This is a genomic window from Vibrio sp. V31_P5A7T61, from assembly GCF_009904895.1.
GTDB classification, from domain to species: Bacteria; Pseudomonadota; Gammaproteobacteria; order Enterobacterales; family Vibrionaceae; genus Vibrio; species Vibrio metschnikovii.
Map to the genome: position 1 here is coordinate 34,374 of NZ_WXWI01000029.1, position 18,138 is coordinate 52,511.

Consider the following 18,138-nt stretch of genomic DNA (forward strand, 5'->3'; position numbering starts at 1 on the left):
AATAAACACTTTCAGCTTAAAAATAGGGGCGATTAAAAATAGTCAGCAATCGCTAAATAACGCTGGCGGATATGTTCAATCAATAAACGAACTTTATTGGGTGGTTGACGTGTAAACGGGTATACCGCGTAAATCCCCAATTTTTTGCCGACCTGATCTGGAAATAGGTCGATTAATGTCCCTTCTCTAAAATCATGGTACACCAAACAGCGCGGCACATAAGCAATACCGTGGCCACCTAATGCTGCTTTACGTAATGCTGTCGCATTATCGGTAGAAAAGCTGCCCGAAACTTTCACTATCCGGTTACCTGTCGGGCTTTTAAACTCCCAATCACTGGCTCCGGTGGTTTGATAGGCGTATTGTAAACAATTATGAGCCACAAGCTGCTCAGGCATGATCAGCTGACCATGGCGGGCAAGGTATGCGGGCGATGCACAGACAACCCATTGCGAATCCAATATATGCCGCGCGATCAAACTCGAGTCATCCAAATAACCCGTACGGATCACTAAGTCAAAACCACCTTCAACTAAATCAACAAACCGATTATCCAGCGACATATCTACCGTTAATCCAGGATAACGATTACAAAATTCCGCGACCGCATCAGCGAGCAATAAGTCTCCAGAGATGGTCGGCACCGACATTTTAATGTGACCGCTGACATTTTCACCAAAGCCTGACAGGGCATCCATCGCTTCTTGCGTGGCTTGCTTCACATTTCTTGCACTGATCAACAAGGCTTTCCCCGCTTCGGTTAAGGTTAATTTGCGGGTGGTACGATAGAGTAACTGTACCGCCAGCTCTTCTTCTAAACGGGCGATTCTTTTGCTAACTACTGAATTGGTAAGATTATTTTGTTCCGCAGCCTTACTAAAGCTCCCGAGCTCAATGACTTGAGAAAACAGAATTAAATCATCTGCGCGCATTCGATTATACCATTTTAAGAACTAATTATTTTCATTATTTCCCTATATCCTCAAAAAATAAAGGAGTAAATTCACCTACAATTAACAAGACCATCACAACTATAAAAATTAAACAACCCGAGCTTACATTGCTTAACTCGTACCCTACTGCACGTGTTAAGTCATCATTATTGATGAAGAGTTCAAAGGACGAGGAAGTCTTTCATGAGTGACACCCTACTGGCGCTGATTGCGTTTTCACCCATTGTTGTCGCAGCCGTGCTATTGGTCGGATTAAATTGGCCAGCCAAAAAAGCCATGCCGGTCGCATTTGCCTTAACGGTTGCTATCGCTTTGATTTTTTGGGATATGTCGATAACTCGCGTATTCGCTTCAACTTTGCAAGGGCTCGGCATCACCGTTTCCGTGTTATGGATCGTGTTTGGCGCAATATTGCTACTCAATACTCTCAAGCACACCGGCGCCATTACTACTATTCGTAACGGTTTTATCGATATATCCCCCGACCGTCGCGTACAAGCGATCATCATTGCTTGGTGTTTTGGCTCCTTCATCGAAGGCGCTTCTGGTTTTGGTACACCAGCGGCCATTGCCGCCCCTTTGTTGGTTGCGATTGGCTTTCCTGCCTTAGCCGCGGTGTTAATGGGGATGATGATTCAATCAACGCCAGTCTCATTCGGAGCGGTGGGTACGCCGATCATTGTTGGCGTTAACCGTGGACTAGATACCCACAACATTAGCGAAACCTTAGTGGCTAATGGTTCAAGTTGGGACGCCTACTTACAGCAAATCACCGCCGGTGTTGCACTCACTCATGCGGTTGTTGGTATTTTAATGCCAGTGCTGATGGCAATGATGCTGACGCGATTTTTCGGTAAAAACCGCAGTTGGACCGAAGGGTTAGATATCTTACCTTTTGCGCTGTTTGCCGGTTTGGCCTTTACGCTGCCTTATGCGCTAACGGGGGTCTTTTTAGGCGCTGAATTCCCTTCACTGATCGGTGGATTAGTCAGTTTAGCCGTTGTCGTCACCGCCGCGAAAAAGGGCTTTTTAGTACCGAAAAGCACTTGGGAATTTCCGGCTGAAAAAGAATGGCCTAGCGAATGGCTGGGATCATTAAAAATGAATCTTGATGAAATGAAAGCCAAGCCTATGGGACTGGCCTTAGCGTGGGCACCCTATGTGTTACTGGCGGTCATTCTGGTTGCTAGCCGGGTCAGCAGTGAATTCAAAGCCATGCTGCTTAGCGTTCAACTGAGCTTTAATAACATCCTTGGTGAAACCGGAGTCAGCACATCGATTGATCCGCTTTATCTGCCCGGTGGCATCTTAGTCTTTGTCGCCTTATTAGCGGTGCTTTTACAATCTCGCAGTGTGACGCCATTACTAAAAGCCGTCGGTGAATCGAGTAAAACCTTAGTCGGGGCTGGTTTTGTGTTGGTCTTTACTATTCCTATGGTACGAATTTTTATTAATTCTGGCGTTAACGGCGCTGATCTGGCCAGCATGCCTGTGACTACCGCCAATTTCGCTGCCGGGTTAGTTGGGCAAGCCTTTCCTGCGCTGAGCGCCACCGTGGGTGCTTTAGGCGCTTTTATTGCCGGCTCAAACACGGTTTCAAACATGATGTTTAGCCAGTTTCAATTTGAAGTGGCGCAGACACTCAATATCTCTACCGTGGTCGTCGTCGCACTGCAAGCCGTGGGCGCCGCTGCCGGTAATATGGTCGCGATTCATAACGTGGTCGCAGCCTCAGCCACGGTCGGTTTACTGGGCCGTGAAGGAGCCACCTTGCGTAAAACCATCATCCCGACGGCGTATTATCTCACCGCCACTGCCATTATCGGCATGGTGATCGTGTACGGGTTTAATTTCAGCGATGTGTTGATGCTCGCTGAACGCTGATGACCGACCGATTCTGCTGTTAATATTTACCGCGGTAGCCAACACACAACGCTCGCTGCCGCGCCTTACTTATTAGGTTATCCACGATCCCGTTGTTATAAGGATACAAACCATGATCATCTCCGCCTCGACTGATTTTCGCGCTGCCGCCCAAGCTAAACTGCCGCCTTTTCTTTTCCATTATATTGATGGCGGATCGTATCGCGAAGACACACTACGTCGAAATACTACCGATTTAGCCGATATCGCCCTACGCCAACGGGTGCTCAATGATATGTCCGAATTAAGCCTTGAGACTGAGCTTTTTGGCGAATCGCTGGCTATGCCTATCGCCTTAGCTCCGGTAGGGTTAACCGGCATGTACGCTCGTCGTGGTGAAGTACAAGCCGCGCACGCTGCCGCCAATAAAGGAATTCCCTTTACCCTATCGACGGTGTCGGTGTGTCCGATTGAAGAAGTCACCGCAACGCTGACTCGTCCAATGTGGTTTCAGCTTTATGTATTGAAAGATCGCGGCTTTATGAAAAACGTCTTAGAGCGCGCCAAGGCGGCAGGCGTGACGACTTTAGTGTTTACGGTCGATATGCCCGTTCCCGGTGCGCGCTATCGTGATATGCATTCTGGAATGAGCGGTCCCAATGCGGCAAGCCGACGCATTCTGCAAGCGATGACGCATCCTCGCTGGGCATGGGATGTGGGCTTATTGGGTAAACCACACGATCTGGGCAATATTTCGACCTATCGCGGGACGCCGACTAAACTCGAAGATTATATTGGCTGGCTGGGGAATAATTTCGACCCGTCAATCAGTTGGCAAGATCTCGAATGGATCCGTGACTTCTGGGATGGCCCGATGGTGATCAAAGGCATTTTAGACGTCGAAGATGCCAAAGATGCGGTACGCTTTGGCGCTGATGGCATTGTGGTCTCTAACCACGGTGGACGTCAGTTAGATGGCGTACTGTCTACTGCGCAGGCATTACCCAGTATTGCCGATGCGGTAAAAGGCGATTTAAAAATTCTGGTCGATTCTGGCATCCGTAGCGGATTGGATGTGGTCAGAATGCTTGCCTTAGGGGCAGATTGCACTTTACTGGGCCGCGCTTTTATTTACGCATTAGCGGCGCAAGGTCAAGCCGGTGTTGAACATTTACTGGATTTATTTGACAAAGAGATGCGCGTTGCAATGACCTTAACCGGTGCTAAACGGGTGCAAGATCTCTCCCGTGATTCTTTGGTGAACCGTTAGTCCGTGGTGAAAACAGGAGTTCAACATGAGTGAGTTACCCTCACACTATCAGCAACTGATCACTCAACTGGCAACCCGCGTTGCTAGTGAGCGCATCATTACTCAGCCAGCGCAGCGTTTAGCGTATGGTACTGACGCCAGTTTTTATCGCTTAGTGCCTAAAATCGTCTTACGTTTACAGTCTCTTGATGAAGTGATATTTACTATTCAAAGCTGCGCTGAGCTGGGCATTCATTTTACTTTTCGCGCCGCTGGCACCAGCTTATCTGGTCAGGCGGTGTCTGATTCTGTCTTAATCACCTTAACCGATGATTGGCGTGAGCATCAAATTCTTGATGACGGCCATAAAATTCGCCTACAACCGGGGGTTATCGGCGCGGACGCGAATAAATACCTTGCCCCTTACCAACGTAAAATTGGTCCTGATCCCGCCTCAATCAATACTTGTAAAATTGGCGGCATCGCCGCTAATAATGCGAGTGGCATGTGTTGCGGTACCGCGCACAACTCTTATCGTACCGTTGATAGCATGAAAATCGTTTTTGCTGACGGCGTCGTGCTTGATACCCGAGATGAGCAAAGTATTGCTGACTTCAAACGCCGCAAAGCAGACTTGCTCGCGGGCATTGAAACGTTAGCCGCGCACACTCGCGCCAATACTCCGCTCACTGAACAAATTCGTCACAAATATCGCTTAAAAAATACCACCGGTTATGCCCTTAATGCGCTCATTGACTATCACGATCCGATCGAGATCATCGAGCATCTTCTCATCGGCTCGGAAGGCACACTCGGCTTTATCGCTGATATTACCTATAACACCGTAGTTGAACATCGCTACAAAGCCTCAGCGCTCTTGGTTTTTGCCACTATTGAACAAGCCTGCCAAGCGGTGACCACCTTGTCCAGTACGCCAGTTGCTGCGGTGGAACTCATGGATGGTCGTGCGCTCCGTTCTGTCGCCGATAAACCTGGCATGCCAGACTTTATTGCCGAACTCGACATCGAGGCCTGCGCTTTATTGGTGGAATCACACGCCAGTCAACAAGTCGAACTCGATAGTCAGTGCCAAACCATTATCGACAGCCTCAGCGATTATCAGATCATTCAATCGGTGCCGTTCACTAGCCATAGCCAGACTGTTGCTACCCTATGGGGCATTCGTAAAGGCATGTTCCCTGCCGTCGGCGCAGTCCGTGAAGTCGGCACGACAGTGATCATCGAAGATGTGGCCTTTCCGGTTGAAAAACTCGCCGCTGGCGTTCGTGAACTGCAAACGCTATTCGATGAGTACGGTTATCACGAAGCGATCATCTTTGGTCACGCCCTAGAAGGCAACTTGCACTTTGTCTTCACTCAAGGCTTTGAACAGCAAGCTGAAATAGACCGCTATGGCGCATTTATGGATGCGGTAGCGGAACTGGTCGCGGTCAAATATCAAGGGTCGTTAAAAGCCGAACATGGTACGGGGCGTAACATGGCTCCTTATGTCGAGCTAGAATGGGGCAAAGAAGGCTACGCCCTGATGCAGCGCATCAAAAGTCTGTTTGATCCGCAAGGGCTGCTCAATCCTGGGGTCATCATCAACACCGATCCTCATACGCACCTCAAAAATCTTAAACCCATGCCAGCTGCAGACCCACTGGTCGATCGCTGCATTGAATGTGGATTCTGTGAGCCAGTGTGTCCATCACGGACGCTGACTTTATCTCCTCGCCAGCGGATCGTGCTGTATCGCGAATTACAACGTCGCAGCCGAGCCGGAGAAGAGGTTGCCGCAAGCGAGCTGGCGGATGTTTTCCAGTATCAAGGTATCGATACTTGCGCCGCCACGGGCCTATGTGCCGAGCGCTGCCCAGTGGGCATCAACACGGGCGATTTAATTAAACAACTGCGCCAAGCAAAATACGCCAAATTTACCCCGATTGCGCGCTGGACAGCCGATCATTTCGCCACCACCACCGCACTGGTGACAACAGGGCTTAAAGTCAATCAACTGGCAACAAGCCTCTGCGGAGAAGCGCGAGTCAGTCAGCTCAGTCAAAGCTTACGCAAAATCAGCAAAGGCAAAACACCCTTGTGGACAGCGGAACTGCCTCGCGCCAATCGCTATCCACTGGAAAAACACGCGGCGAATTTACCGAGACGCGATAAAAAAGTCGTTTATCTGCCCTCTTGCGCCAGTCGGACGATGGCGCAAGGCAACGACGCTCTCGATCCACGGCCACTAACGGAAGTAACTTTATCCCTGCTCAACAAAGCCGGCTTTGAGGTTATTATCCCAAACAATGTCTCTTCTCAATGCTGTGGTATGCCTTATGACAGTAAGGGGATGTTTGATATTGCCACCCAAAAAGCGCAGCAATTAGAACAAGCATTGTGGCAAGCCAGTGAACAGGGCCGCTATCCAGTACTCATCGATACCAGCCCATGTGCAAAACGCAGTATGGATCACTTTACCCAGCCAATGCAGATTTTTGAACCGGCAGGCTTTATCAACCAGTATGTTTTAGAGCATTTAAGCATTACTCCAAAACAAGAAACGGTCATGCTACACATCACCTGTAGCTCACGTAAAATGGCGCTTGAGAATACCATGTTAGCGGTCGCGCAAGCTTGCGTATCAAACGTGATTGTTCCTGAGCATATTCAATGCTGCGGTTTTGCTGGTGACAAAGGCTTTACCACGCCAGAGCTCAACCAAGCTGCCGTTCACTCGCTAAAACAACAAGTACCCGCCAGCTGCCAACGTGGTTTTAGTAATAGTCGGACTTGTGAAATCGGCTTATCCCATCACAGCGGGATCCCTTATCAATCCATTTTGTATTTATTGGATGAAGTATCGAGGCCAAATAGTTAAGTTGATTGAATAAAATAGGCGCTGATTCAGCGCCTATTTTTTATCGACCAGAAACGAAATCCCTTACAGGTTACGACGCGCTTCCACCGCTTGCGCAAGCTGGCGTAATACTTTTTCAGTATCATCCCAACCGATACATGCATCAGTAATTGACTGCCCATACGTCGGTGCTTGACCATCGACTAAGTCCTGACGACCAGCCACTAGATGAGATTCAATCATCACCCCAAAGATGGCGTGCTCACCAGCACGTAGCTGCGCACAAACGTCATCTGCCACCACCATTTGTCGCTGATACTGCTTAGAGCTATTGGCGTGACTAAAGTCAATCATCACTTTCTGTTTTAAACCGGAGACTTCTAGCTCTTGTTTAATCGACGCAACATGTTCAGCGCTATAATTAGGCTCTTTGCCGCCACGTAGAATAATATGACAATCAGGATTACCCGCCGTTTCTACAATCGCCGAATGACCAAATTTAGTCACCGATAAAAAGTGGTGCGAAGCACTGGCAGAACGAATCGCATCAGTAGCAATTTTAATATTGCCATCGGTGCCATTTTTAAATCCCACTGGACATGAAAGTCCCGAAGACAACTCGCGATGCACTTGAGACTCGGTTGTACGAGCGCCAATCGCTCCCCAGCTGATCAAATCCGCGACATATTGCGGCGTGATCATATCCAAGAACTCACTGGCGGTTGGCATTCCCATATCGGTTAAATCAAGTAACAGTTTACGACCAATGCGTAGACCATCATTAATTTCATAAGAATCATCGAGATACGGGTCGTTAATCAGTCCTTTCCAGCCCACTGTAGTACGCGGTTTTTCAAAATATACCCGCATCACCACCTCAAGATGACCACTCAATTCATCACGCAAGGCTTTCAAGCGCTGGCCATATTCAATCGCCGCTTTAGGATCATGAATGGAACAAGGGCCAATCACTACCAACAAACGATCATCTTGGTCATGTAAAATGTTATGAATCGCTTCACGGGCTTGAAATGTGGTTGAAGAAGCAGCTTCACTGGCAGGAAATTTCTCTAATACGGCTACTGGAGGCAGCAATTGTTTGATACGTTTTATATTGACATCATCGGTTTGATACATCGCTTACTTCTTCCTATTACTGATTACTGCAGGTGTTCCCATCACTGCTCGGTTATGCTCTGTAAGTAACTTAACCACTTCACCAAGCAATCGCAAGCACTATTTTTAGTAATTTTCAACCATCACCCACTCAATACAAAAACAACAATGTGTAATTTAAAATTTACACCATTAAACATGTTCATCTTCAAGTGACTTGAATATACTTTTTAAATCGACTCCAATGATGGCTGGCCTTTTTGCTTGACGCTGCTGAGTTGACTGAACATCCGTTGCTATAGCAAGAAGATAAAGCGTTTAGCGATTGCGCGCCCATTAATGAGAATAAATATTACTTACAATGTCTCCACTGACACTATCTATCAAAGGTGACCACGATGAACAATAACGTCACGCTCTGGTTAGCAAGAGATCCAGACCTCCGTACCCGAAAAGAATTACAAACTTTAATTGATAACCAACAACAGGATGAAATTGAAGATCGCTTTAAATCCCGCTTAGAATTTGGCACCGCTGGCCTACGCGGTAAAGTCGGCTGCGGCCCTAACCGCATGAATCGCTTAGTGATACAAGAAACCGCTGTCGGACTGGGTCATTATCTGATCCAACAAGTCGACAATGCCAAACAACGAGGCGTGGTGATTGGCTATGATGGCCGCCCAGATTCACAGCAATTTGCTCAAGATACCGCTTCGGTACTGACCGCTTTAGGCATTAAGGTGTATCTTACCTATAAAGTAGCGCCTACTCCGGTAGTGGCATTTGGTGTCAAACATTTTCAAGCCGCAGCAGCAGTGGTCGTTACTGCCAGCCATAACCCTCCAGAATATAATGGCTTTAAAGTCTACTGGGAAAATGGCGCGCAGATCATTGCTCCCCATGACTCAGGCATTGCCAGTCAAATTGATTTAGCCGCAACACAAAGCATTCCAACTCTAGGATTGGATAAAGCCCAGCAACAAGGGTTATTGGTTTGGCTGCAAGATGATTATTACCAGACCTATCGACAAACCATTAACGCCAGTCCATTGCTGCAGCATCACACTGATCCGTCTAGCGTGACCATCGCTTATACCGCCATGCACGGCGTTGGTGCCGAAATGGCAGAAACCCTGCTCGCTGATGCCGGATTTAATAAGGTACTGAGCGTCAAAGAGCAGCGCGAACCCGACGGCAGCTTCCCGACAGTTAACTTCCCTAACCCTGAAGAAGCCGGTGCGATGGATAGAGTCATCGCCTTGGCGGAATCGGTGAATGCCGAGCTCGCCTGCGCTAATGACCCCGATGCCGACCGTTTCGCGGCTGCCTTAGCGAAACCTACAGGCGGTTATCAAATGCTGACGGGCGATCAGGTCGGTGCATTACTCGGCGATTACCTGCTCCGCCATACCGCGCACCAAGCACCACTGGTCGGAAATACCATCGTCTCTTCTAGCCTGCTCAGTAAAATTGCCGCCGCTCATGGCGCGGTTTATTACCAAACACTAACCGGTTTTAAATGGTTAACCAATGTGGCAATGGCCAAACAATCAGAGCAACATCCGTTCCTATTTGCTTACGAAGAAGCCTTAGGCTACACCGTCGGTAATAGCGTTTGGGATAAAGATGGCTTATCCGCTATGGTCGCCTTTGCCCAACTCGCGGCAGAGCTGTACAGCCAAGGTAAAACCATTTGGGATCAACTAGAAGCGTTATATCGTCAACACGGCTTGTACGTAACAACACAACGCAGTATTGCTTTAGCACCAGACACGCCACCCATTGGCGATCGTCTACGTGCGACGCCTCCGCATACGATTGCTGGTAAGCCTGTCGTCAGTTACGATGATTTAAAACTCGCCGTTCGTCATCATCAAGATGGCACAACAGAACCACTCACTTGGCCAAGTAGTGATGTACTGATTTATCATTTACAAGACGGAGCGCGAGTGATTGTTCGCCCATCAGGAACCGAGCCGAAACTGAAATGCTACTATGAAGTGGTTGGAACATTTGCCGCAGACGAGAGTTTTTCTGAGGCTGAGCTACGTGCTGAAGAACAAATGGCACTGCTGATCAGCGAACATCAAAACAGCCTAGTATAAATAAATTCAACCCTCGCTTTATAACGATAAAGCGAGGGTTGATAACAAGAGATAACGCTGCAATGGCTTTAAATAGACAGAAAGTTAAGCAATAGGTCACTCAGCATCCATAAGGCGAGCAAGAAAAAGATCCCGCCCATCAGCTTATGCTGATATAAACGAAACTTGGCATTCTCGAGCAAGACATGCCCGCCCCAACCGACTAAACCCACCAACAGTAAATTAAACAGTAACCCACAGATATTGAGTAAAATCCCCAGCACCAGCATCTGTTCACCAGAGCTTGCTGGCACATTGCTCGACACAAACTGGGGTAAAAACATCACAAAAAATACTAACGCTTTGGGATTTAACAAGTTACTCACCAAGGCGCGTTGGTAAAACGTGCTGCTCAAGGTGACTTCTGTTGATAAACTTGGCGCAATACTGGCGCTAGTGCGCAGGCAATCAACGCCCATTTTCAACAAATAACCAGCGCCTAATACTTGCAAGATAGTGAGCGCGACTGGACTCATTGCCACCATCGCCGAAACACCAAGGGCAGCGAGTAAGGTTAAAATAACGCCCGAAGTCGCATTACCTAAGCTAGCAAACACCCCGACTTTACGCCCATAGCTCAAGCTAGAACTGGCAATTAACAGCATATCGGGGCCGGGAATTAACAGCAACGCAATCACCGCGGTGAGATACAGCGGTAAAATAGTCAAATCAATCATTATCATCGCTCAATAGCAGCACAAAGTCGCAGATTCTATCTTAAACCCAGTGAGATTGCTATTGAGGAAGCTATTCAGCCAACCATTCCACTTCGATCAAGGTTTGCTCGGCAGATTTTAAACGGCCAAGAAAAACATCGCCGCGATGCACCTCACCAACCCCTTGTGGCGTCCCCGTCATCACCACATCGTTATCCAGCAAGGTAGTATAAGATTGAAGATCGCTTAAAATCTGCGCGGGAGAAAAAATCATCTGCGCAACGCCACCACATTGTACTCGCACACAGTTAATGTATAGCTCTAACTGTAAAGTGGCGATATCTATCCCTGTTAAATCAATAAAACGGCTAAAGACAGCCGAGCCATCGAACGCTTTCGCCCGCTCCCAAGGTAGCTGCTTTTGCTTGAGCTGAGATTGTAAAGCACGCTTGGTTAAATCAAGCCCAAGCCCGACACCCGCATATTCACCATTGCGGATAAGAAAACAAATCTCCGATTCGTAATGCAAGGTTTCTTGATGATAGGCATGTAATTGTTTTGCAATACTGCTGTTGGGCTTATTGAAGACCACCATTTGCTCTGGTAACGAATTATTGAGCTCTTTGATGTGTTCGACATAGTTACGCCCGACACACAGTATTTTTGATGGGTAAACCAATTGTTGTTCATAACGTACCGCGTTCATCGCTCGTCCTTGAATAATGAGTGAGCACAAAGTGTAACCTATCTTAAAAAATCGCCAAGCCTTCGTCGAAAGATAACCATCAAAAAACACGCTATAAATAGATTCACTTCCCGCTTCCAGTGAACGTAAATGAAAACATCGTCGAGTCTTTTTTCTTCAATAAAAACAAAATCTAATCGTCACATTTGAGCAATCAAATCGTCATCTAAACGTTCTACCTTACTCTCAAACCAACCATAGAGCATGAAGCTCAATTTACTAAATAGGGTAATAATAATGAAACAAGCAGCAGTGACAACCGCCATTCTCGCCACATTGGTCTCTGGATCATCTTTAGCCGCAACCGTTTATAGTGCTGATGGCACGGAGTTGAGAATTGGTGGTCGCGTTGAATTTCGTGGCGACTTTATCGGCGATAAAGGCGCAGAAATTGATGGCACAATGAAAGATAATACGCGCGCTCGTTTGAATGTAAGAGGCTCAACTCAAGTTGCCGATGACCTAAGAGGATTTGCTTTTTACGAAGCGGAACAAAATACCGGAACCTCAGAGTTTAAAAATCGCTACATGTATGTCGGTTTTGCGACCAATATCGGTGATCTTTCATTCGGTAAGCAAAACATGGCTGCTGTACAAATTTCTGACCTCACCGATACCACTGAGTTTTCAGGAATCCAACAGTACATCAGCTCAGCCTCTGATAAAACAGACAGTGTGATTGCGTACCGTGGTCAATTTGACGCACTTAATCTGCAAGCAACCTATGCCGCTAATAGTAAAGATAATGCCGATTTATATGGTATTTCTGGGTTGTATTCTTTACCTATCGGGCTGGATCTTGGTGCTGCCTACTCAGCCGGTGACAATGGCGTCGGTAAAGGTAAGCAAAATCAATGGTTACTCGGCGTGGGCTATAAACTTGATGCATTATCGCTAGGGGCGACTTACTCTTTTGGTGATAATGATGATAAAGCCAATAGTGAATTTAATGCTCTAGAGCTTGCCGCCGCTTATAAGTTAAACAAACAGATGACGTTGAAAGGCGTTTACGGCAAAAGTGAAGATAAAGTCTCTGGAAACAAAACAGATAGCGCCGATTTCTTCGAACTTGCCGCTTACTATCAATTCAATTCTGCTTTACGTAGCTACATCTCCTATAAACTGAACAACCTTGATGATGTTGTCGTCAATGGCGTTGAGACTCAGAGTGAAGATACTCTACGTTTTGGATTACGTTACGATTTTTAATGTTTCATAAACTCCATTGCATACTGTCCTTTTTGGCCAAGCTCCGCTTGGCCCTTTTCATTGCTATTACTGCCGTATCCGCAAAGATGACCTCATTTTGTCAAAAGTTATCTCTCAACGGCTCCAACCCCATTGGTCGTTTTATTTTTCTGACGATAAACTCTCTGCACCCATAAAAATTCTTATATACTTAACGGACGTTATTTCTAAGCCGCTTAAAGATACGGTCAACCGCTCACTTCTCTAGCCACCGTCGAGGTTACTTATGGCGACACCAATCAACATCACTCTATACCGTTGGGCTGGTCAATTCGGACCTTTCAAAGTCAATATTCCCTGTGGTGAATGTACGCTTACTCACGATATCCTTGAGGATACTTTTACCCATGAACTGGCTGGAATCGAGATCAATTTACAAAGCAAAGATTGGCTTAGTCATTGGTGGGAACCACTGAAATACGGTGCTTGGCACGCTCCGATTGTGATTGTCGAGGGAAAAGTGATTAGCCAAGGTGAAGCCCTCAACCGAGGGGTTCTTATACAAGCGGTGATCGAACAATGGGTACAACGTGATACCTTGCAAGGCAATATTGTTTACGGTAAAGCCTCTTGTCCTTATTGTCAAAAAGCCAAGCTCGCATTACAGGAAGCTGGCATTCGCTTTCAGTATTTTGATGTCGTCAAAAATAGTGCTGCTCTCTATCGAATGATCCCAGAAGTCAAAGCCATCATTGGGGCAAAGACTCCAGTCACCGTTCCACAGATCTGGTTAGATGGGCAATACATCGGGGGATACGATGCGTTGCAAACTTGGCTGCTTGAGCATCCAAAAACGCTTTCACCACAAGATGAGCCACTCAATAACGTTATTTCATTAGCGAAAAAATAGCCAAAAGCCCCGAGTCGATGACTCAGGGCTTTTTAATATTCTCTATACCCAGCTTACTTACTGAGCTTTTTCCATACGCTTTTAATGAAAGATTTCTTCTTTGGTTTTACCTTACCGTACAACGCTTCATGCATCATCTGCTTGGCGATAAGTTGACCAATATAGGCTGAACCTAAATCGTTACCCATGATATTACCTCACCCATTTTTGTAATTTAATTACTTAACGCGCTGATAATAGCATAACAAAAAGCCAAAACAAGACTTAGATCACAAATTAATGTTGTTAAATTACTTCACTGTCCGTTTCGGTTGCTGATAGGTTTTTCCTGCAGCCTGGTAAGTCTCTTTGTGCTTAACTGAAAACTGAGACTCAAAAAACCAAGCAATAAACTTAATTACATCCTCACCTTCATTCATCACATGCTCGACAAACTCCTGTTCTTGACCTTGCTCATCAATCTCAGTGGTGACGTGATAGATACGCTGTTCACCGTCAACCTCAGCCAGCGCAAATTGTCCCGTTAACGAAGCGGCGGCCTCAGCAATGTCTTGATCATCCGACTGTTTGAGTACCTCAAGAACTTGAGGAAGCGTTGACCATTGGCAAAGGCTTTCAACCAAAGCCTCAAATTGATTCTGTTGCATGATATTTCCTATAAATTGAGTCAGGTAATTATACCCAAGTCACTACAAGATGCGAAGGTTAGGTGATGGTACTGTTCGATCTCTGCCTCACGACGAGTTATGTCATCGTTATTGATTTTTCATCACAAAATACAGCTAAGCAATTACTGATGGAAACGGTGGAAAAATGACCGATCCTCATCCATAGTTGATAGGTTGCAATCAAATGCTATGAATGTTTTTTCATTCATAATCGAGTGCGACCACTTACAGTGAGCATGGGGATCAGTAAAAGTGAGAAGGTTATGGTAGCAACCAGCGTTTTGACTCAAAATACAGCGAGTCTTGATACAATTAATGAGCTTCTTTTACTAGATAGCTCAGACCTTTATCAACGTGCAGTGCAGGCCTTGCATAGCCATTTGAATTCTTGGGCGACTTATTTAATAGAGGTCGATAAATCTCTCTATAAAGGTAGGACGTTGAGCTATGCGGGTAAAGAGCCCCATGCGCTTGCCTGCGATTACTCACTCAAAGGAACCGTTTATGAGCAGTTAATCAGAAGTAAACAAAAGTATGTCATTCATAACGATGCACTTCATCGCCCATTTCACGATAATCATTCGCTCTACCATTCCGCAGTCATCACTTATATCGGTGTTCCGCTTTATGCTGATAATGGGGATATACTCGGTATTCTCCTATCGACGTTTCATGAGCCACCCATAACCCTTGATGCGGCGATTGAACTTCACTGTACCGTTGCTCGCATTGTTCGCCATCATCTTGTCCATCAATGGATGAACCAACGCTTTAACAGTCTCGCTCAACAGTTGAGTTATGAAATTTCTCATGACAGCCTAACCAACCTTTTCAACCGTAACTATTTATCCGACCAACTAGAATATTTAGTAGATAATAATTATCAATCTTTCACTCTCGCTTATCTCGATATTGATAATTTCAAATCGATTAATGATCTTTACGGCCATTACATTGGCGATCAAGTCATTAAGTTTGTTGCTAATGTCATTTTTCATTATGTGAATAAACAGAATCAAGTTTTCCGAATCTCGGGAGATGAGTTTGCCTTTATTACCTTTTCCAATGATCCGCTCAAAATTTGTCAGCTGATCATCGATACATTGAATCAAGGTTATCGCGATGCCAATCACCATATTAAAATCCGCTTGAGTATCGGTATTGCTAAAAAATCATTGCCGCCGATGACCACTGATCAATTGATTCTTAATGCTAGTTTAGCCTTAAAAGATTGTAAAAAAACGCGTCTTCAGCAAGTTCGCTGTTATGACACGCACTTAAATGACTATTATTATCGACGAACCCAAGTAGTGAGTGCGTTACGCGCTCAGCTAGATAATCCATTAACAGGTACGTCAGAAATCTATATTGAAATACAACCGATTGTTTTTCGAAATCGGCCTAACTGGTCTTATTTTGAAGTCTTAGCACGCTGGAATAATAAACAGCTTGGTTCGATTTCCCCTTTAGAGTTTATCGAGGTAGCCGAACAATCTGGTTTAATTATTGAACTTGGCGAACGAATTATCGAATTGGCTTGCCAAGCCAAACAAGTACTAGAAAAAGAGCTTAACTATAAAGTCACTTTAGGCATCAACTGCTCAGCCCATGAGTTCGCTCACTCCTCTCACTATTTAAATCATCTCAATTTAATGATTCAACAGTATGGATTCCACCCCTCAGAATTTATTATTGAGATGACCGAAAGCGTGTTACTCACTCAAACAGGTGAGGTATCTGAACGCTTAAATTTATTACGAGAGCTAGGCTTTAAAATTGCATTAGATGATTTTGGCACTGGATATTCGAGTTTAAATTATATTCACAGTTATCCCATTGACTGTATCAAAATTGATGCCACTTTCATTCGTAATCTACTACGCAATAAAACATCAGAGCATGTCATTAGCTTAATCATTCAACTCGCTAAACAATTGAATGTCGACCTCATTGCCGAAGGAGTAGAAAATCAGCAAGAGTTGGACAAATTATATGAGATGGGTTGTGACGCAATTCAAGGTTATTATTTTTCTAAGCCTCAGCAGCCACTGGCGATGATCGGTCATTTACAAAACAATCCCCCCAAGCTGTAATGAAACTACTTGGGGGGATTGATAGCTATTGATTAGACCAATGGCTGTTCATCAATTGAATTGAACGGCCTAATCGTTAGCTATCAGAGTCCGACCCAGCCTTGCTTGCCGCAAGCATACTATCTTGCTGAGCCAATAAACGGTCTAACTCATTACGACGTGCAATAAAGTTCGCCATATCTTGCTTAGGAACCGAAGTGGCCATCTGAATATTGGCCTTCATAGGATCGACAGGTCGGCCTCTAACAATCAATTCATAATGAATATGTGGCCCTGTTACTCGTCCCGTTGCACCCGATAATCCAATACGTTGGCCGCGAGTCACCTTTTGTCCTTTTTGCACTAAAATCTTACTCAAGTGCAAATAACGGGTCATGTAAGTACTACCATGCTGGATAGTAATATAATTACCCGCATAGGGATGATTACGCGTCATCACGACAACACCATCACCAGTAGCGACAACCGGAGTTCCGGTTGGTGCAGCAAAATCAGTCCCATTATGTGGCGCGATACGCCCGGTCACCGGGTGGCGGCGATTAGGATCAAACCCGGATGACATTCGCCATTGACCAGTAGTAGGGTAGCGTTGAAAAGCACGTTGTAAGCTTTGCCCGTCCCTATCATAGTATTGGCCATCTTTATAAAGATAGGCGGTAATTTCATTGCCACGATTGTAGAGTTTGATCGCTTGTATTTCTCGGTTGCCGGTTAATTTTTCACCGACAAACTGACGTGATAATACCACTTCAAAGCGATCGCCAGCGCGAAGATCGCGACCAAAATTTACTTTATCTTTAAGCAGTGACACGATCTGATCAATATCCGCACTGCCTAAACCGACTTGGTTTGCTGACTGAGAAAAACTGCCTTGTATTTCGCCAATCATCGCAAATTCGCGCCACTGCCCAGGAATTTCAAGCTCAGAGAAATCGTAATTACCATCGTCGAGACGTGTATAAACCGCACGCTTGACAACGTTAAATTCAAGTTCCATCTTGGCAAGGTCTTGACTGCCAGGAGATTTCCAAAAGCGTAAAATATTCCCTGGACGTAAAGTATCAAGAGCCAGATAGTTTAAATCTGTCTCCATGATTTTCATTAAATCTTGGTACCGGAATCCAAGCTGATTAAAAATAGTGCTTAAATTATCACCGGATTTAATTTGGTATTCGTAATCGGGATAAGCCACTTTGGCTTCACTCGCATCCGCAATAATCGTCTCAACAATATGTGATTCAGGAACAGACAAGGCGACCTTTTTCGAATAGGTCGTAGAGTTGATTGAAGATGAAATAGCGGCCAACGCGAGTAGAGGTAAACCGATGACAGAGACTTTCTTACGTTTAGATAAAGCAGAGAAGCGCAAAAAAAGAGACTTGGATAGCACAATTTAACCCGTTGGTACTGTTAAAAGAGACAAAAGAGTAAGACTTTCTCGACAAAAAGTCACCTTTTGTATGGTAAATAATCAGTAAAAGTGTGCTTATTTATGAAAAGTTATTGATTAAAGTTGAATTAATCGACAGAAAAAAAGCAAGACTCAGAAAAAGGAAATCTCCAGACGATGATAACAACGCTCGATTTATCACTGTTTTCTTTCGATGAAAAATCGTTGTTACGCTAAGTTATGCATCTCATTGACACTATCATTAACGTAACAACAATCTTATGAAATCCTCTGCAAAAGCTT

Annotated in this window: 14 protein-coding genes; 7 read left to right on the forward strand and 7 right to left on the reverse strand. The window is 45.5% G+C overall.

The window, feature by feature from the left end; all coding sequences use genetic code 11:
* Nucleotides 1-32 precede the first annotated feature (32 nt).
* Nucleotides 33-932 carry a LysR family transcriptional regulator gene (locus tag CAG58_RS06420; protein ID WP_004396998.1) on the reverse strand — a complete coding sequence of 300 codons (900 nt, stop codon included), beginning with the start codon at nt 930-932 and terminating at the stop codon, nt 33-35.
* 204 nt (nt 933-1,136) lie between these two features.
* Between CAG58_RS06420 and CAG58_RS06425 the strand changes: the two genes are divergently transcribed.
* The 3 genes from CAG58_RS06425 to CAG58_RS06435 all read left to right on the forward strand — a co-directional run bounded on the left by CAG58_RS06425 (nt 1,137) and on the right by CAG58_RS06435 (nt 6,946).
* Nucleotides 1,137-2,837, forward strand: coding sequence for an L-lactate permease (locus CAG58_RS06425; RefSeq protein WP_161425917.1), 1,701 nt, complete (start codon nt 1,137-1,139; stop codon nt 2,835-2,837).
* 112 nt (nt 2,838-2,949) lie between these two features.
* Nucleotides 2,950-4,086 (forward strand): FMN-dependent L-lactate dehydrogenase LldD, encoded by a 1,137-nt coding sequence (gene lldD / locus CAG58_RS06430; protein WP_161425916.1) that lies wholly within the window; start codon nt 2,950-2,952, stop codon nt 4,084-4,086.
* A 25-nt stretch (nt 4,087-4,111) separates the two neighbouring features.
* Nucleotides 4,112-6,946 carry an FAD-binding and (Fe-S)-binding domain-containing protein gene (locus CAG58_RS06435; protein ID WP_161425915.1) on the forward strand — a complete coding sequence of 945 codons (2,835 nt, stop codon included), beginning with the start codon at nt 4,112-4,114 and terminating at the stop codon, nt 6,944-6,946.
* 63 nt (nt 6,947-7,009) lie between these two features.
* Here the strand turns inward: CAG58_RS06435 and aroG are convergent, their stop codons facing one another.
* Nucleotides 7,010-8,062 carry a 3-deoxy-7-phosphoheptulonate synthase AroG gene (gene aroG / locus CAG58_RS06440; protein ID WP_158137072.1) on the reverse strand — a complete coding sequence of 351 codons (1,053 nt, stop codon included), beginning with the start codon at nt 8,060-8,062 and terminating at the stop codon, nt 7,010-7,012.
* Nucleotides 8,063-8,439: 377 nt separating this feature from the next.
* On the opposite strand from aroG, the gene CAG58_RS06445 reads away from it, so the two are divergent.
* Nucleotides 8,440-10,146, forward strand: coding sequence for a phospho-sugar mutase (locus tag CAG58_RS06445; RefSeq protein WP_161425732.1), 1,707 nt, complete (start codon nt 8,440-8,442; stop codon nt 10,144-10,146).
* 68 nt (nt 10,147-10,214) lie between these two features.
* Here the strand turns inward: CAG58_RS06445 and CAG58_RS06450 are convergent, their stop codons facing one another.
* Together CAG58_RS06450 and CAG58_RS06455 are read right to left on the reverse strand one after the other, a co-directional pair.
* Nucleotides 10,215-10,862 carry a LysE family translocator gene (locus tag CAG58_RS06450; RefSeq protein ID WP_004396992.1) on the reverse strand — a complete coding sequence of 216 codons (648 nt, stop codon included), beginning with the start codon at nt 10,860-10,862 and terminating at the stop codon, nt 10,215-10,217.
* A gap of 70 nt (nt 10,863-10,932) precedes the next feature.
* Nucleotides 10,933-11,547 carry a fumarylacetoacetate hydrolase family protein gene (locus tag CAG58_RS06455; RefSeq protein ID WP_161425733.1) on the reverse strand — a complete coding sequence of 205 codons (615 nt, stop codon included), beginning with the start codon at nt 11,545-11,547 and terminating at the stop codon, nt 10,933-10,935.
* A gap of 276 nt (nt 11,548-11,823) precedes the next feature.
* Here CAG58_RS06455 and CAG58_RS06460 point away from each other — a divergent pair, with 276 nt between their 5' ends.
* A complete protein-coding gene (locus CAG58_RS06460) occupies nt 11,824-12,795 on the forward strand; it encodes a porin (protein ID WP_161425734.1) in 972 nt (323 codons plus the stop codon).
* Nucleotides 12,796-13,060: 265 nt separating this feature from the next.
* Nucleotides 13,061-13,684 carry a glutaredoxin gene (locus CAG58_RS06465; RefSeq protein ID WP_004396988.1) on the forward strand — a complete coding sequence of 208 codons (624 nt, stop codon included), beginning with the start codon at nt 13,061-13,063 and terminating at the stop codon, nt 13,682-13,684.
* Between the two features lie 53 nt (nt 13,685-13,737).
* Here the strand turns inward: CAG58_RS06465 and CAG58_RS17050 are convergent, their stop codons facing one another.
* Both CAG58_RS17050 and CAG58_RS06470 read right to left on the reverse strand, forming a co-directional pair.
* The gene (locus CAG58_RS17050; RefSeq protein WP_004396987.1) at nt 13,738-13,872 is read right to left on the reverse strand and encodes a hypothetical protein; all 135 of its coding nucleotides are present in this window, start codon (nt 13,870-13,872) and stop codon (nt 13,738-13,740) included.
* A gap of 102 nt (nt 13,873-13,974) precedes the next feature.
* Nucleotides 13,975-14,331: a hypothetical protein gene (locus CAG58_RS06470; protein ID WP_004396986.1), complete on the reverse strand. Its 357-nt coding sequence runs from the start codon at nt 14,329-14,331 to the stop codon at nt 13,975-13,977.
* Between the two features lie 284 nt (nt 14,332-14,615).
* Here CAG58_RS06470 and CAG58_RS06475 point away from each other — a divergent pair, with 284 nt between their 5' ends.
* Nucleotides 14,616-16,445, forward strand: coding sequence for a putative bifunctional diguanylate cyclase/phosphodiesterase (locus tag CAG58_RS06475; RefSeq protein ID WP_161425924.1), 1,830 nt, complete (start codon nt 14,616-14,618; stop codon nt 16,443-16,445).
* 76 nt (nt 16,446-16,521) lie between these two features.
* On the opposite strand, the gene CAG58_RS06480 is transcribed toward CAG58_RS06475, so the two are convergent.
* Nucleotides 16,522-17,835, reverse strand: a complete 1,314-nt coding sequence (locus CAG58_RS06480; RefSeq protein ID WP_337247277.1) for a peptidoglycan DD-metalloendopeptidase family protein — start codon at nt 17,833-17,835, stop codon at nt 16,522-16,524.
* Nucleotides 17,836-18,138 lie beyond the last annotated feature (303 nt).

What these genes read in the sequence shown, in the direction of transcription:
- CAG58_RS06420 (WP_004396998.1), bottom strand. Translation starts at nt 932, where the DNA reads ATGCGCGCAGATGATTTAATTCTGTTTTCTCAAGTCATTGAGCTCGGG.
- CAG58_RS06425 (WP_161425917.1), top strand. Translation starts at nt 1,137, where the DNA reads ATGAGTGACACCCTACTGGCGCTGATTGCGTTTTCACCCATTGTTGTC.
- lldD (WP_161425916.1), top strand. Translation starts at nt 2,950, where the DNA reads ATGATCATCTCCGCCTCGACTGATTTTCGCGCTGCCGCCCAAGCTAAA.
- CAG58_RS06435 (WP_161425915.1), top strand. Translation starts at nt 4,112, where the DNA reads ATGAGTGAGTTACCCTCACACTATCAGCAACTGATCACTCAACTGGCA.
- aroG (WP_158137072.1), bottom strand. Translation starts at nt 8,062, where the DNA reads ATGTATCAAACCGATGATGTCAATATAAAACGTATCAAACAATTGCTG.
- CAG58_RS06445 (WP_161425732.1), top strand. Translation starts at nt 8,440, where the DNA reads ATGAACAATAACGTCACGCTCTGGTTAGCAAGAGATCCAGACCTCCGT.
- CAG58_RS06450 (WP_004396992.1), bottom strand. Translation starts at nt 10,862, where the DNA reads ATGATTGATTTGACTATTTTACCGCTGTATCTCACCGCGGTGATTGCG.
- CAG58_RS06455 (WP_161425733.1), bottom strand. Translation starts at nt 11,547, where the DNA reads ATGAACGCGGTACGTTATGAACAACAATTGGTTTACCCATCAAAAATA.
- CAG58_RS06460 (WP_161425734.1), top strand. Translation starts at nt 11,824, where the DNA reads ATGAAACAAGCAGCAGTGACAACCGCCATTCTCGCCACATTGGTCTCT.
- CAG58_RS06465 (WP_004396988.1), top strand. Translation starts at nt 13,061, where the DNA reads ATGGCGACACCAATCAACATCACTCTATACCGTTGGGCTGGTCAATTC.
- CAG58_RS17050 (WP_004396987.1), bottom strand. Translation starts at nt 13,872, where the DNA reads ATGGGTAACGATTTAGGTTCAGCCTATATTGGTCAACTTATCGCCAAG.
- CAG58_RS06470 (WP_004396986.1), bottom strand. Translation starts at nt 14,331, where the DNA reads ATGCAACAGAATCAATTTGAGGCTTTGGTTGAAAGCCTTTGCCAATGG.
- CAG58_RS06475 (WP_161425924.1), top strand. Translation starts at nt 14,616, where the DNA reads ATGGTAGCAACCAGCGTTTTGACTCAAAATACAGCGAGTCTTGATACA.